Raw genomic sequence first — 14,546 nt, forward strand, 5'->3', positions numbered from 1 at the left:
ACAGGTACAGGCGGGCGTCAACGCGCGCACCGCGTGGGAGGACCCACGCCCACACCCTCCGCTCGGGTAGTCGCCAGGAGGGCGGACAGGCTGCCCGCGCCGACGTGTCAGGCCTCATGCGCGGGACGACCCGACACGTCCTGTGGTCTCCATCCAACCCAATGACTCTCATCCGGGCCGAGCCCCGAGGAAAGACAGACACTGAGGCCCTGTTCCCTCGGAGCGCTGCCTTGTCAGCGATTCCTCGCCTTCGCTAGCATTTCAGGCTCCTCGGGATGGGTTTTGAGCCGCCAGGCCGCGCGGTCGACAGAGGTTCCAGGCATGGCGTTCTCGGATTTCGTGGCGAAGGTCCTCTACACCTCGGTTTTGGCGGTGGTGTGTCTGGGCCTCGGTGCCGTTTTCTTCTCCGAGATTCAGCGCGTCTGGTTCGACAAGCGCCTGTACATCGGCCGGTTCGACTTCTTCGAGACGGGTGAGGCCAAGGCCACGGAGGCCAAGGCCTTCGCGCGGCAGATCGCCTACCACCACCGGGCGTTCAAGACCCTGCTCGACCAGGAGCGCCAGCGGCGAGAGCGCGCGAACGAATCCGAGAACCCCGCCACCTTCGGCGCCAGCACACCCCTGCCCGACTCCACGTTCGGGAATGGCAATCTCGACGCCCTGCTCTCCTCGGCCAACGACCTCACCTCCGTCGAGCTCACCGTCCAGGGCATCAACATCAAGGAACTGCTCACCTGGCTCCGCGAAAGGGTGAGCACCCCCAACGAGCTCACGGGCGTCGTGGAGAAGCACCCCACCGGAGTCCGCGCCCTGGCGAGCTGGACGCGGGGCCCGCTGCGCTCCGAGGGGCACCGGGTCGACGGACAGGTCCTGGACATCGCCGGACAGCCCGACGTGGAGCGGGCCTCGTTCCACGTCGCCTGTGGACTCATCTGGGCGCAGCTCGCCGCCGACGACGAGGTGCTGTCCAAGGTGTCTCGCGCCGAGTTCTGCGCCTGGGCCGAGGTCTGGAGCCAGTACATCGACCTGCGCGAGCGGAGCGCCACCCTGACGGGCTTGAGCCCCGACAGCCTCGAGAGCGTGAAGAAGCTGCGCGCGTTCCTCGACCGGCAGGTCGCCGGCTCGACGCAACTCGCGGAGGTCTACCTCCTGCGCGCGGACCTCCTGGACCTGCTCCCCGCGGAGCAGAAGACCCAGGAGGACCTCATCCAGGCCCAGAACGACCGCTTGCAGTACGCCATGATGGGGCGCAAGCCCACCGAGCCCGAGAAGCAAGGCGTCGCCCTCGCCGCGCGCGCCGCGCCGCCCGACAAGTACGAGGTCATGGCCCAGGTGCGGCCCGCGCTGCGCATGCAGGGTGACCGCGTCTCGGACGTGCTCCCGGAGAGCTGGCAACAGCTCTTGAAGTCAGGCCAGGACGCTGGCTTCCCCGTCAGCCGCGCGACCGGCTCGCTCTACATCACCAAGCCCGACGGGAAGACCACCTACCTGACGGCGTTCGCCGTGGCGCCACGGGTCATCATGACCGTCGGAGACCACGTCCCCCCCTTGATGCTCGACCACCCCGAGCCCCAGCCGCTCACCGGAGAGACCTGGCGGTTCACCTTCGACGACGATGGCAACAGCCCGAAGCAGACCCACCGGGTCACCCACGTCATCTTCGCCCACCACGACACGTCATCCACCGCGCCGCGCACCATCGCCCTGCTCGAACTGGCCGAGCACGACACGCAGCGCCACCCGCCCGTCACCCTCGAGTGGAACCCCGAGTCGGTGAAGTCCCACGTGGACCAGTACGTCTACGTCATCGGCTATCCCTCCGAGGGCAGCAACCTGCCCAAGAACTTCCTGCGCCCGTTGCTGGGCGACCTCTACGACATCCGCCGGTTGATGCCCGGCCGCGTGGTGTCGCTCACCCCGAGCCAGGAGCCCCGGCCCTCGGTCGTCCGCGCCCTGCGCAGCGATGTCAGCACCACCGTCGGCGTCGCCGGCGCGCCGCTCGTCGACCTGCGCGACGACAAGGTCGTCGTGGGCCTGCACTTCGCCGGTGAGTGGAAGGAGAACCAGGGCAAGTTCGCCCTCGCCCTCTCCATGGCCGACCTGCTCGCCACCCTGCCGGAGTTCGCCATCCAGCGCATCAAGCCCGGCACCATCCAGGACGCGCCCCCCATGGTGACGCCGCTCGGAGACAGCAGCCAGTCGCAGTAGTCCTCAGAACGGAGGAGGCTCGTCGCCGCGCCGCGGCCGCGTCGTGCTCGCGCCGCTCAGGAAGTCCGGCATGCAGCCCCACGACTGCAGGTCCTCCGTCACCGTGGAGCAGATCCACCGCTCCGGGCACGAATCCACCTTGTCCGGATCGCACTGCGTGTAGCACGTGCTGCCCGTGGGCCCACCCACGCCGCACACGCTCTGCCTCCCACAGCTCTCCGGCCGCCAGGACTCACAGGCCGCGGAGCAGAACCGACCCGCGCGCCCGCCACGCCCGCCCCTCACCACGCAGTTCTTCCCGCCCCCACACGGCTGCTCGTCCGAGCACTCATCCACCACCAACTCCAGACACTGGAACGAGCCCCCATTGAGCGCCGCGCACGCCCGCCCCTCCATGCACCCGGACTTGCGACAGTCCGGCAGACACGCGGCTCCCATCGAGCTCTGCTCACACGTCTCCCCTTCCGGACAGGTCCCCGGCTGCCCCGGCTCACACGGAGGTCCGCAATGGTGGTTGATGCAGAGCAGCCCCTCCACGCAGGCCTCGTCCGCGGTCGTCGGCAACCGGCTGCAGGTCTCCCCCGCCTGACGCACGCCCGCCTTCAGACACCGACGGACCACCGGCCCCGGTAACTCCCCCGCCGCCACCCGACAGACATCCCCGGGGAAGCAATGCGAGTCGTCCTCGCACTCGCTGTCGGCACACTCGAACCGACGCTTGTCATAGTTGATGACACAGCCCTGCCCCTGAGGGCAGTCCCCATCCGTCGCGCACTCGCCGCAGCGGAAGCTCCCCTTGTCGAAGGAGCAGTCGAGCTGCATCGCCGGACGCACGCGCAGCTCCTCGCGCGCCGGCTCCGGCTCATGCGGAGGGGACGGAGCCTGCGCGCGCCCCACCCGCCGGGTCTCCCGGACCGTGCCCGTCATCAGACTCAGCCCCGGACGGGCCAGCCGCTGCCCCTGGAAGACGTGCGCGAGCCCCCCCGAGCCCCCCATGCCCTCGATGCGCTCAGGCGCCACGCCCCGCGAGACCTGGAACGCCTCGGTGCTCGCCGCCAGCAGCGAGGCCTCCACCACCGGCACCTCCTCCACCACGGGCGCGACACACGCATTGGCGGAGGTCCGCGAGGTCAACACGGACGACGTGGCGAACCAGGACACCCACGCCACCGCCGCGAACACCCCCAGGACCAGGGAGCCTCGCCCCAGGCGCATCGCCATCCGCATCGCATTGGACATGTCCGGACTCACGTGGAATGCATGTCCTTAGCAGGGCGCACAGCACTTGCCGGTGCTTCCATCCGGATTGCACGAACAGGGAACACAGCAAGCGCCCTCCCGGATGATTTGCGCGTACGCCGTCCCCGCCCCCAGCGTGACCGCGGCTCCCAGAATCATCACCCACCGCCGCAGTCGAGCATTCAACTTCACCATGTGCTTCCCCCCGTGCGCGTCATCCGGCACGACCCTGTCTCACTTGACGCAAGCCGATTCAGGGCAAATCTTGTTTTGCATGATGCTACCCATCAGATAGGCATCGGCCCCGGGCGGAGGCATCACCCCCCGAGTAGCATCCAGATGGCCACGGCAGCACAAGTGCCCTGAATGACGCTGACCTATCGTTTCATCACGCATCCTGGCCCCCCACTGATGGAGCCAAGGATTGCGCGTGAACCCAGGGAAGTCACTCCCTCCCGGGTGGTAGGCGCGCGCGATTCCGGCCCGCAGAGCCAGCGCGCTCGCGGGCAGCAGAGAGGCCAGGCCATTCAAGGACACCCAGGCCCGCGACACCGTCGCCAGGATGCACGGCGTCGAGCGGGAGGCGCTTCGACTAGACGCCCGGAGCGGGAACCAGCTCGCCCACGGGCGCGGCGGCCGCGCGGCCCCAGGTGATGCGGTAGGTGGCGGCGGTGCCGTCGAAGGCGATGGGCTCCACCACGACGTTGCCCGCGCCCGCGACCCGCAGCGACTCGGCGAGGAAGCCCGCGGAGAAGTACGGGTTGTCCGCCACCACGTCCTTCATCCACAGCGTGGCCGCGCCCTCGGTGGACTCCTCGACGCGGACCTCGTTGAAGTTGTTGCCCGCCTTCACGTTGAAGGGGACGCGCTCCAGCGTGCGCATCGGCCCCAGCCGGGTGACGAGCGACAGGCTGGCGCGCCCCACCGACGTCTGGCGGAAGCCCTGCAGGTAGCGCGCGCCCAGCATCAGCCACGCCTCGTTGGGAGGCAGCATCGGGAAGACGTCCTGGACCGCCACGCGCAGGAACGCGTGCCACTGCTCCAGTGAGTAGTGCGGCCGCAGCGACTCCGACAAATCCAGGCCCACGTCCTTCAGGCGCTGGCGCCCCTGCTTCGACAGGTAGGGCCCCAGGGCCCGCACGAAGAGGGCTTCCACGGACTGCGCGAAGATGAGCTTCCCGGGCGACATGACGGAAAGGTGGCAATGGCCCCCCGCAACGGCGAGCCATTCCGCATTCCAACCGTCAACTGGTCATCATCCGCGCGGCAGCCTCACCGTGAAGGTCGTCCCGTTTCCGGAACTGGACTCCACCGTCACCTCGCCCCCGTGGGCGAGCAGGATCTGCCGGGTGATGTAGAGCCCCAGGCCCAGGCCCGACGCGGCCTTCGACTCGTGCTGCACCGCCCGGGAGCCTCGACGCCACGCGGCGAAGACATGGGGCAGCTCGTCCGGGGGGATGGGCGGCCCGCCGTTGTGCACCCGCAAGACCACGCCCTGCCCGTCCGCCTCGCCCCACATCCGCACGGGGCTGTCCCCGGGGCTGTACTTGAGCGCGTTCGCCAGCAGGTTGCTGAAGGCCTGCTCCAGCCGGTCCAGATCCCACGAGCCCCGCCCGTCCCCCACCACCTCCAGGACGAGCAGCCGGCCCGGGTGGCTGGCGCGCATCTCCTCGAGCGTGCGCCGCGCCACGTCGAACACGTCACAGTCGGACGCCACCACCGGCACCCCACCGCCCAGCCGGGAGCGCGCGAAGTCCAGCAGCTGACGAATCATCCGGTCCATGCGCTCGGCGCTGGTGAGGATGCGCTCGGTGAGGGCGGACTGGCGCTCGTCCAGGTTGCCCTTGCGCTTGAGCTGCTGCGCGGACATGGACAGCGCGTTGAGGGGGTTGCGCAAATCGTGGCCGAGCATGCCGATGAACTGCTCGCGGAACTCCTCCGCGCTGCGCTCCTCGGTGACGTCGCGCGCGGTGGCCATCACCGCCGCCACCCGGCCGTCCGCGCCCAGGGCGGGCGACAGCGTGAAGTCGTAGTGGCGGGGGCCGCGCAGCGCCGCCAGCGTCACGGAGCCCCGCTGCACCTGCCCCGTGGCGAGCGCGGTCTGCATGGTCCGGATGAAGGGCGCCAGGGAGGCGTCCCTCGCCCCGTACTCCTCCAGGGAGACGCCGGGCGACAACATGGAGGCCGTGCCCCTCACCTCGTAGGCGGCCTGGTTGGCGAAGAGCAGCCGGCCGGTGGCGTCATAGAGGGCCATCGGGTCCGCCGCGGAGGCCATGGCCATGGCGAGCAGCCTGCGCTGGTGCTCGACCTCCTCGGACAGCGCATGCACCTTGCGCTCGGCGCGGCGCAGCCGGAGCAGCGCGTGCACCTGGGCCACCAGCTCCTCCGGGTCCACGGGGGCCACCAGGTAGCCATCCGCGCCGTGCTCCAGGCCCTGCGCCCGGTCCCCGGGCCCCACGGCCTGCGCGGAGAGGTGCAGCACCAGGGCGTCGCGCGTGCGGGCAGACGACTTCAACCGGCGGCAGACCTCCAGCCCGCTGATGTCGGGCAGGCGGACGTCCAGGATGACCAGGTCGGTGCGCTCGTCCGCCAGGGTCAGGGCCTGGCTGCCCGAGCCGGCCTCCACCACCTGGTAGCCAGCGAGCCCCAGCACGCGGCTCGTCACATAGCGGCTGGCGACATCATCATTGACGTTCAGAATGACCGGAGAAGGAGGACTCATGATGTACGGAGCTGGAGTCCTTCGTAGCCGTCAGTCCGGGGGCGCGCCACATCCATCTCCGACCCCGGGTGCTTCCTTACAGGACGGGCGGACGGACGGAGGGCCTCGGAGTGCACCCGGACACGCCAGGACCCTGACGGAGCGGACAATTTCGCGATAGGGATGGCCCATGCGTCCTCCTTGTCGCCCGCTGCCCGCGGATGGCCGCTTCCTCCAGGCCATCGCTCCGACCCCCCTCGTCCCCGTCCGACTGGACGCGGAGGGACCCACCATCTGGTGCAAGCTGGAGTTCCTCAACCCCAGCGGGTCCACGAAGGACCGCATCGCGCGCTACATGCTGGAGAAGGCCTGGCGCATGGGCGAGCTGAGCCCGGGCGGCGAAGTGGTCGAGGCGTCCAGCGGCTCGACGAGCATCGCCCTGGCGCTGGCCAGCGCGCAGATGGGCGTGCGCTTCACGGCGGTGATGCCCGAGGGTGTCACCGACGAGCGCGTGCTCACCATCCGCGCCTACGGCGGTGACGTGGTGCTGGTGCCCCGCGAGAGCGGCGTGCGTGGCGCCATCCAGAAGGCGGAGGAGCTGGCCCGCGAGCGCAAGGCCTTCGCGCCGCGCCAGTTCGAGAACCCGGACAACGCGGAGGCGCACCGGGTGTGGACGGGCCAGGAGGTGCTCTCGCAGATTCCGGGCGGGCTGGTGCACGGCGTGGTGAGCGGCGTGGGCACGGGCGGCACGGTGGTCGGCCTGTATCAGGCGTTCGCGGAGGCGGGCTGTCCGGTGACGGCGTTCATCGCGAGGCCCATCGCGGGCCTGGGCTGCGACATCGAGTGTTGCAGCTTCAGCCCGCGCGTGCCCGGCGTGGTGGACGGCATGTCCAAGCTGTACCGCGACGCGGACATGCCGGGGCGGGTGGAGCTGGACGTGTCGGACGAGCAGGCCATGTGCACCGCGCGCGCGCTCATCCGCCGGGGCTTCCCGGTGGGGCCGTCGTCGGGGCTCAACTACGTGGCCGCGGTGGAGGCGGCGCGGCGGCTGGGGCCGGGCGCGCAGGTCGTCACCGTGTTCCCCGACCGCATGGAGCGCTACTTCTCCACGGAGCTGATTCAGCAGCGCCCCGTCGCCGCGCGCGGCGTGGCGTGAGCTGACGCGGCGGGTGCGCCGCTCGGAGCGAACACCCGAGCGGCGCCAGGAGCGTCGCGCGGGCGCTTCGGCGCATCCGCGATGCCTCGAGGCGCCGCGCGCGCGGCCCGCGCCGGGCTTCAACCGCGTGACGGCTCGGGCCTCCCGCGCCTCGCCTCCCGGGGCACGTCGAGCGTCCGCACGGGGACAGACGCGCCATGTCCCACCGCGTCACCCCGCCCCGCCCCCGGGCGGGCGCGCCTGCCCTTCCGACAGGTACTTCACGCGCGGGGGGCATCTGCGTGCGCGTTGTCGGGGTGCGTGCTAGAAGCCGACTTCGTGCTGCCGCGCATCTGGCTGTGCCTCAGCCTGTTGCTGTTCGCCCCGACGGAGGGAGGCCTGTGGATGGCCTTCTCCGACGCGACGGACACCGTGTGCACGCAGCGCTGCCCGGACGATGACTCCAGCGGACAGTGCGCGCCGGACTGCGCGGACTGCACCTGCTGCGGCCACGTGCGCTCGGTGAGCGCCGCGCCCGTCGCGTCGCCCGCCCTGCTGTGGATTGCACCTCGACCGCGCCCGGTGCGGGTGGACGAGGACGCCCCCGCCTCCGCCGACCTCGACGACATCCTGCACGTCCCCAGAGCCGACCTCGCCTGACGTGGTGGTGGTCCGTCTTCCGCGCGCGAACCGTGCCGAGGTGACGTGTGTCCATGGCGTGGCCGTGGCACCGTCGGCCTGACGCGCGCCTCCCTTTCGCGAGGTCTCTTCCCGTGTTCAAACCTTCCGCGCCGGCGGCCCTCGGGCTCGTCGCCGCCCTCGTCTGGCCCTTCGCCAGCGCCGCTTCACCTTCCGAGCTGTCCTTTCAAGAAGTCCTCTCCCTCGCCCGTCAGCGCGCGCCCGCGTTGCTGGACGCCGCGGGGCGCGTGGCCGAGGCCCAGGGCCCCGTCGCCGGCGCGTCGCCGTGGCTGCGTGACAACCCCACCGTCAGCTTCGAGCTGGGGCCCCGCACGCACGACGACCTCCGGGGGACGCAGCTGTCCCTCGGCATCTCCCAACCCATCGAGCTCGGCGGCAAGCAGGGCGCACGCCGGGTCGCCGCGCGCGCGGGGCTCCAGCGACAGGACGCCGAGCAGCAGGACGCCGAGCGGCGCGTGCTCGGTGAGGTGGGCGCGGCCTTCCTGAGGGCGCTGTATGCCCGGGAGCTGTCGCGGCTGATGCACCAGACGGAGGAGGCCGCGAGGAGCCTGTCCGACTCCACCGGCAAGCGCTTCGACGCGGGGGACGTGCCCGTCGTCGACGTCAACGTGGCGAAGGTGGCGCTGGCCCGCGCCCGCGCCGCGGTGGTGACGGCGCGAGGCGAAGAGCAGGCCCTGCTCGACGAGCTGCGCGCCCTGTTGGGCCTGCCGCCGCGGGAAGCGCTCGCGGTGCGCGGCGTGCTGCGGGAGCTGGCCTCGCTGCCCGTGGCGGCGGCCTCCGGGACGAAGGAGCGTCCGGACCTGGTGGCCATCGAGTCGGAGCTCGCGCAGGCGGAGGCCGACCTGAAGCTCGGCCGCGCCGAGGGCTGGCCCGATGTCAGCGTGGGCGTGCGCTATGAGAAGGAGGTCGACGAGACGGCGCTCGTCGGGACGCTCAGCGTGCCCCTTCCCGTGTTCTCCCGAGGGCAGGAGGCGAAGGTGACAGGGGATGCGCGCGTGCGCAGGCTCCGCACCGCGCTGGAGTCCGCTCGCCGCGCGCGGGACGCGCAGGTGGAGGCCGCGCGCGTGCGCGATGCCTCGCGGCAGCAGGCCCTGGCCGTGCTGGAGACCGAGGCGCTGCCGCTGCTCGATGAGAACGAGTCCCTGGCGAAGAGGTCCTACGAGGCCGGGGAGATGGACCTCGCGGGGTTGCTGCTCGTGCGCCGTGAAACGCTCGAGACGCGCGTGGCGCTGCTCGACAGCCACCTGCAGGCGGCGCTCGCCCGGGTGCAGCTCGCCGTCGAGATGGGAGTCCTGCCATGAAGCGCCTCGCGTTCATCATCGCCTCCCTGGTCCTCGCGCTCGCGGCCTGCAAGCAGTCCAAGCCCGAGCACGCGGACGAGCACGACCACGACGAGGGCACCCAGCCCTCCGGTGGCAACGACGAGGGCCATGACGAGTCCCACGTCCACATCGCCCCGGAGATGCTTCGAGACCTGCGCGTCACCACCGCCCCCGCGGCGGCGCGGCCCGGCGGCGACAGCGTCAACGCGCTGGGCGAGCTGACGTTCAGCGAGGACGCCTACGCGGAGGTGGCCTCGCCCATCTCCGCGCGCGTGGGGACGGTGTTCGTCACCACGGGCCAGCACGTGAAGGAGGGCGAGAAGCTGGCGGAGCTGCGCAGCCCCGAGCTTGGCAAGGCGCGCGCCGCGCTCCAGTCCGCGAAGGCCCGGGCCACCGCAGCCCGACAGGCCGCCGAGCGCAAGCGCGCGCTCGCCGCCGAGCGCATCGTCGCGCAGAAGGACGTGCAGGCCGCGGAGGTGGACGCGGCCGGCGCCGAGGCGGAGCTCGCCGCGGCCCGCGCGGAGCTGACGGCGTTGGGCGCCAGCGAGGACACCGCGGGCGTGGCCGGCTTCATCCTGCGCTCGCCCATCCAGGGCACCGTCATCGAGCGCGACGCGCGCATGGGCCAGATGGCGGACGCCGAGCACACGCTCTTCCGCGTCGGTGACCTGGGCTCGCTGTGGCTCATCGTCCATGCCTTCGAGCGCGACGCCGTGCGCATGCGGCCGGACACCGAGGCGCGCATCACCTTCGCCGCCTTCCCCGGCAAGGAGGTCCTGGCCCGCGTGGGCCACGTGGGCCAGCGCGTGGACGCGGCCAGCCGCACCATCCCCGTGCGGCTGGTGCTGGACAACACCGAGGGCCTCCTCAAGCCCGGCATGTCCGCCACCGCGTCGATTCCGCTGGGCGGACCCGACGGCACCATCACCACCGTGCCCGCGGCCGCGCTCCAGCGGCTGGAGAACGGCTGGGTGGTGTTCCTGCCCACCGGCGAGCGCGGCTCCTTCGAGCGGCGGCAGGTGGGCCGGGGCCGCACGCTGGGCGACCACGTGGAGGTGCTCTCCGGCCTGAAGGTCGGCGAGCAGGTGGTGGTGGACGGCGCGTTCCTGCTCAAGGCCGAGGTGGAGAAGTCGGCGGGAGGAGCGGACCACCATGGCCACTGACGCCTCATCCTGGGTGGCCCGCGTGCTGCGCGCGTCGTTCGCGCGGCCCGGGCTCACCGTGCTGCTCGCCCTGGCCCTGTCCGCGTTCGGCGCGGTGTCGCTGAACGGCCTGCGGCGCGACGTGTTCCCCGACCTGTCCGCGCCCATCTTCAACGTCATCGTCCAGAACGCCGCCATGGGCGCGGAGGAGCTGGAGACGGCGGTGGCCATCCCGATGGAGGTGGCGCTCGCGGGCCTGCCCGACGTGCGGCGCATCCGCTCCACCTCGCAGCTGGGCGTCACCCAGGTGACGGTGGAGTTCGAGCCGGACGCGGACTACTTCCGCAGCCGCCAGTACGTCGCCGAGCGCGTGGCGCAGGCCCAGGGCGAGCTGCCCGCCGGCACCGACGCGCCGCTGGTCTCCAGCCTCACGGGCCGCCTCAACGAGGTGTTCGAGTTCACGCTCGAGGCCGAGCCCGGCTCCGCGGACCTGATGGCGCTCCGGGATTTGGCCGAGTTCGAGGTGAAGAACCGGCTGCTCGCCGTGCCCGGGGTCGCCGGCGTGGAGCGGCTGGGCGGCTACCTGCGCCAGTTCCAGGTGCTGCTGGACCCGGACCAGATGGTGGCCCGAGGCGTCAGCCTGAACGAGGTGGAGCACGCGCTGGAGGGCGCCAACCTCAACGCCTCCGGAGGCTTCGTGGTGCAGGGGCCCATGGAGTGGACGGTGCGCGCGGTGGGGCGCGCCCAGACGGTGGAGGACCTGAACACCACGGTGGTGGCGCTGCGTGACGGCACGCCCGTGCTGCTCGCGGACGTGGCCGACGTGCGCGAGGGGCCCGCGGTGCGCCGCGGCATCGCCCACCGGCTCAAGGGCGAGGTGGTCAGCTGCCGCGTCATCAAGCAGTTCGGCGCGGACACGCAGGCGGTGGCCAAGGGCGTGCGCGCGGCGCTCGAGGAGCTCAAGCAGTCCATGCCTCCGGGCGTGCAGCTGCGCGTCGTCTACGACCAGTCGGAGCTGGTGGACTCGGCGCTGGGGGGGGTCAGCCGGGCCATCCTGCTGGGCGCGCTGCTGGTGGTGCTCGTCCTCTTCGTGCTGCTGGGGGACTGGCGCGCGGCCCTCATCGTCACGCTCACCCTGCCCTTGTCGCTGGCGCTCGCGGGCATCCTGTTGAAGGTCGCGGGCATCGGCATCAACACCATGACGCTGGGCGGGCTGGCCATCGCCGTGGGCCTGCTGGTGGACGCGGCCATCATCGTCACCGAGAACATCATCCACGACCTGCGCGAGGGGCAGGGCCGCAGGTCCGTGCGCGAGGAGGCGCTGTCCGCGTCGATGGAGGTGGGGCGCCCCATCGCCTTCGCCACGCTCATCGTCGTGGCCGTCTTCATCCCGCTGTTCGCGATGACGGGCATCGAGGGGCGCATGTACCAGCCGCTCGCCGCCGCCGTGGTGGCGTGCCTGGCCGCGTCGCTGGCGCTGGCGCTCACGCTGGTGCCGGTGGCCTCCTCGCTCCTGCTCAAGCGTCCGCGCGAGGGCACGCCCGAGGACGTGTGGCTCATCCGCAGAATCAAGGCGGTGTACTCGCCGCTGCTGGACGCGTGCATGCGGCGGGCGGGGCGGGTGCGGCTGGTGGCGCTGGCCATCACCGTGCCCGCGCTGGGGCTCGCGTTCGCGGTGGGCAGCGACTTCATGCCCCGCCTGGACGAGGGCGCGTTCCTGCTCCAGACGGTGCTGCCTCCGGAGGCGTCACTGGAGGAGGTGGACCGGCTCAACCACCTGGTGGAGGACGTGCTGCTCGGCTTTCCGGAGGTGGAGGACGTGGTGCGCCGCACCGGCCGCGCCGAGCGCACCGAGGACCCGATGCCGCACACGGTGTCGGACGTGCTCGTCGTGCTCAAGCCGGAGCGCGGCAGGAGCCTGGAGAAGCTGGAGGAGGACCTGCGCGTCGCCGTGGGGCGGGTGCCCGGCGTCACCACGCTGTTCACCACGCCCCTGGGCATGCGCATCGACGAGGGCCTGGGTGGCAGCCCCGCGGACCTGTCCGTGCGCGTCTTCGGGCCGGAGCTGGAGACGCTCGCGACCTTGGGGGAGCGCACGCGCGCCATCCTCGCCAAGGTGGACGGCGTGGAGGACCTGCGCGTGGAGAAGCTCAGCGGCCTGCCCCAGTTGCGCATCACCGTGAACCGCGCCGCCGTGGCGCGCGTGGGCCTGACGCCCGGAGACGTCATCCGCGCGGTGCGCGTGGGCATGGTGGGCGAGGAGGCCTCGCAGGTCTGGAAGGGCCATCGGCGGCACGAGCTGGTGCTGAGACTGGCGGACCACCGACGCGGCGACCTGCAGGCGCTGCGCAACCTCCTGGTGGACGGGCACGACGGGACGCGCATCCCCTTGAGCCAGCTGGCCACCATCGAGGAGACCTTCGGCGCGGGCAGCGTGCGCCGCGAGGCGGGCAGCCGCAGGCTCGCGGTGGAGGCGAGCGTGTCGGGGCGGGACCTGGGCAGCACCGCGGCCGAGGTGCGCGAGCGACTGGCGGCGGAGCTGAAGCTGCCGACCGGTTACTTCGTCGACGTGGGCGGCCGCGTGGAGAGCCAGCAGCGCGCCGCGCAGTCGCTGGCCATGGCCATCGCCGTGGCCATCCTCGCGGTGTTCGTGCTGCTGTACCTCGCGCTCGACTCGGTGGCGGAGGCGCTGGTCATCCTCGCCACGCTGCCCGACGCCTTCGTCGGCGGCATCCTCGCGCTGCTCATCGCGGGAGAGACGTGGAACGTCTCCAGCCTCGTGGGCCTCATCGGCCTGTTCGGCATCGCCGTGCAGAACGGCCTGGTGCTCGTCTCTCAAACCAAGGAGCTGCTCTCACGCGGCAGGTCCTTCGATGACGCGGTGCGAGAAGCGAGCCTGGGTCGCGTACGTCCCAAGTTGATGACCGCGGCCACGGCCATCCTCGGTCTGCTGCCACTGTTGGTTTTGCCTCTCCATGGAACGGAGATTGAGCGCCCCCTGGCCGTCGTCATGGTGGGCGGGCTCGTCACCTCCACGCTGTTCACCCTGTTGGTGTTGCCGACTTTTTACGTCTGGGTGCACGGCGTCAGGGAGAAGGTGCGTCGACGGGGTGTGGCCGCTCGCGGCCCCACTGTGTCCTGAAGAACACGAGAGGTGCTCCGGGTCTTGGGTCCGCAACTTTCGACCCGGAGCACCGACAATCCCGTGATTTTCACACTTCCAAACCTGGGGCCCTTCATGAGCTTGCGACTTCCCCCCTCCACGTCGACCCGCACCACCACCCGGGCGGCGGCCGCCACCAACACCGTCACGGCGCCTCCGGCGGGCCTGAGCAAGGGCGACACGGGCCCCAAGGTGAAGCAGCTTCAGGACGCGCTGGTGAAGCTCGGCTACCTGACGGCGAAGCAGGTGGCCACGGGCCCCGGCACCTTCGGCGCGCAGACCGAGACCGCGGTGAAGAAGTTCCAGGCCGACAAGAAACTTCCCACAACGGGGTACTACGGCGAGCAGACGCAGGCGGCGCTGAAGAAGGCGCTGTCGGGCACGCCGACGACGCCGACGACGCCCACCACGCCGGGCACGAAGCCCGCGGTCATCAGCGCGCCCTCGCCCAACTCCGACAGCCGCAACGGGGCGGACATCGACACCATCGTGATGCACCACACGGCGTCGAACGACGGCAAGGCCGACCTGTCGTGGATGCGCAACCCGAAGAGCGGCGTGTCCGCGCACTACATGGTGGACCGCGACGGGAAGATCTATCAGCTCGTCGGTGACGACAAGCGCGCGTGGCACGCGGGCAAGAGCGAGCTGCACGGCGTCCCCACGGACGTCAACGCGCGCTCCATCGGCATCGAAATCGTCAACGACGGCAGCGGCAAGACGCCCTTCACGGAGGCGCAGTACAAGGCGCTGACCGAGCTGACGAGCCACCTGAAGGAGAAGTACGACGTGCCGATGAAGAACATCGTCGGTCACGCGGACGTCGCAGTGCCCAAGGGCCGCAAGAACGACCCGGCGCCCAACTTCGACTGGGCGCGGCTGCGCAAGGGCATCTCCTGAGCGTCGCCGTGAAGTGAAGCAGGTGAAGCGCGGGTCG

General features: G+C 71.2%; 10 protein-coding genes. 7 read left to right on the forward strand and 3 right to left on the reverse strand.

Annotated elements, in window-relative coordinates:
• Positions 1-321: 321 nt before the first annotated feature.
• Positions 322-2,208, forward strand: a complete 1,887-nt coding sequence (locus tag OWM54_RS15470; RefSeq protein ID WP_267697981.1) for a trypsin-like serine peptidase — start codon at positions 322-324, stop codon at positions 2,206-2,208.
• Positions 2,209-2,211: 3 nt separating this feature from the next.
• Here OWM54_RS15470 and OWM54_RS15475 read toward each other — a convergent pair whose 3' ends face one another.
• From OWM54_RS15475 to OWM54_RS15485, 3 genes are all read right to left on the reverse strand, one after another.
• A complete protein-coding gene (locus OWM54_RS15475) occupies positions 2,212-3,447 on the reverse strand; it encodes a hypothetical protein (RefSeq protein ID WP_267697982.1) in 1,236 nt (411 codons plus the stop codon).
• Between the two features lie 592 nt (positions 3,448-4,039).
• Positions 4,040-4,636: a DUF2378 family protein gene (locus OWM54_RS15480; protein ID WP_267697983.1), complete on the reverse strand. Its 597-nt coding sequence runs from the start codon at positions 4,634-4,636 to the stop codon at positions 4,040-4,042.
• 66 nt (positions 4,637-4,702) lie between these two features.
• Positions 4,703-6,169, reverse strand: coding sequence for a sensor histidine kinase (locus OWM54_RS15485; protein ID WP_267697984.1), 1,467 nt, complete (start codon positions 6,167-6,169; stop codon positions 4,703-4,705).
• A gap of 169 nt (positions 6,170-6,338) precedes the next feature.
• On the opposite strand from OWM54_RS15485, the gene OWM54_RS15490 reads away from it, so the two are divergent.
• The 6 genes from OWM54_RS15490 (at position 6,339) to OWM54_RS15515 (ending at position 14,509) form a co-directional block, all read left to right on the forward strand.
• Positions 6,339-7,304 carry a PLP-dependent cysteine synthase family protein gene (locus OWM54_RS15490; protein WP_223746085.1) on the forward strand — a complete coding sequence of 322 codons (966 nt, stop codon included), beginning with the start codon at positions 6,339-6,341 and terminating at the stop codon, positions 7,302-7,304.
• Between the two features lie 318 nt (positions 7,305-7,622).
• Complete coding sequence (locus OWM54_RS15495) at positions 7,623-7,943, forward strand: hypothetical protein (RefSeq protein ID WP_223746084.1); 321 nt, start codon at positions 7,623-7,625, stop codon at positions 7,941-7,943.
• Between the two features lie 113 nt (positions 7,944-8,056).
• Positions 8,057-9,283 (forward strand): TolC family protein, encoded by a 1,227-nt coding sequence (locus tag OWM54_RS15500; protein ID WP_267697985.1) that lies wholly within the window; start codon positions 8,057-8,059, stop codon positions 9,281-9,283.
• Complete coding sequence (locus tag OWM54_RS15505) at positions 9,280-10,467, forward strand: efflux RND transporter periplasmic adaptor subunit (RefSeq protein WP_267697986.1); 1,188 nt, start codon at positions 9,280-9,282, stop codon at positions 10,465-10,467. Before OWM54_RS15500 ends, OWM54_RS15505 begins: the two co-directional genes overlap by 4 nt.
• Entirely contained in the window at positions 10,457-13,588 is a 3,132-nt protein-coding gene (locus OWM54_RS15510; RefSeq protein WP_267697987.1) for an efflux RND transporter permease subunit, read from the forward strand. The genes OWM54_RS15505 and OWM54_RS15510 overlap by 11 nt, the downstream gene beginning before the upstream one ends.
• A gap of 96 nt (positions 13,589-13,684) precedes the next feature.
• Entirely contained in the window at positions 13,685-14,509 is an 825-nt protein-coding gene (locus OWM54_RS15515; RefSeq protein ID WP_267697988.1) for an N-acetylmuramoyl-L-alanine amidase, read from the forward strand.
• Positions 14,510-14,546: the final 37 nt, after the last annotated feature.

Origin of the sequence: Myxococcus sp. MISCRS1 (assembly GCF_026626605.1) — a bacterium.
GTDB classification, from domain to species: domain Bacteria; phylum Myxococcota; class Myxococcia; order Myxococcales; family Myxococcaceae; genus Myxococcus; species Myxococcus fulvus.

Excerpts from the sequence above, each read along its gene's own strand:
- OWM54_RS15470 (WP_267697981.1), top strand. The coding sequence starts at position 322 with ATGGCGTTCTCGGATTTCGTGGCGAAGGTCCTCTACACCTCGGTTTTG.
- OWM54_RS15475 (WP_267697982.1), bottom strand. The coding sequence starts at position 3,447 with ATGTCCAATGCGATGCGGATGGCGATGCGCCTGGGGCGAGGCTCCCTG.
- OWM54_RS15480 (WP_267697983.1), bottom strand. The coding sequence starts at position 4,636 with ATGTCGCCCGGGAAGCTCATCTTCGCGCAGTCCGTGGAAGCCCTCTTC.
- OWM54_RS15485 (WP_267697984.1), bottom strand. The coding sequence starts at position 6,169 with ATGAGTCCTCCTTCTCCGGTCATTCTGAACGTCAATGATGATGTCGCC.
- OWM54_RS15490 (WP_223746085.1), top strand. The coding sequence starts at position 6,339 with ATGCGTCCTCCTTGTCGCCCGCTGCCCGCGGATGGCCGCTTCCTCCAG.
- OWM54_RS15505 (WP_267697986.1), top strand. The coding sequence starts at position 9,280 with ATGAAGCGCCTCGCGTTCATCATCGCCTCCCTGGTCCTCGCGCTCGCG.
- OWM54_RS15510 (WP_267697987.1), top strand. The coding sequence starts at position 10,457 with ATGGCCACTGACGCCTCATCCTGGGTGGCCCGCGTGCTGCGCGCGTCG.
- OWM54_RS15515 (WP_267697988.1), top strand. The coding sequence starts at position 13,685 with ATGAGCTTGCGACTTCCCCCCTCCACGTCGACCCGCACCACCACCCGG.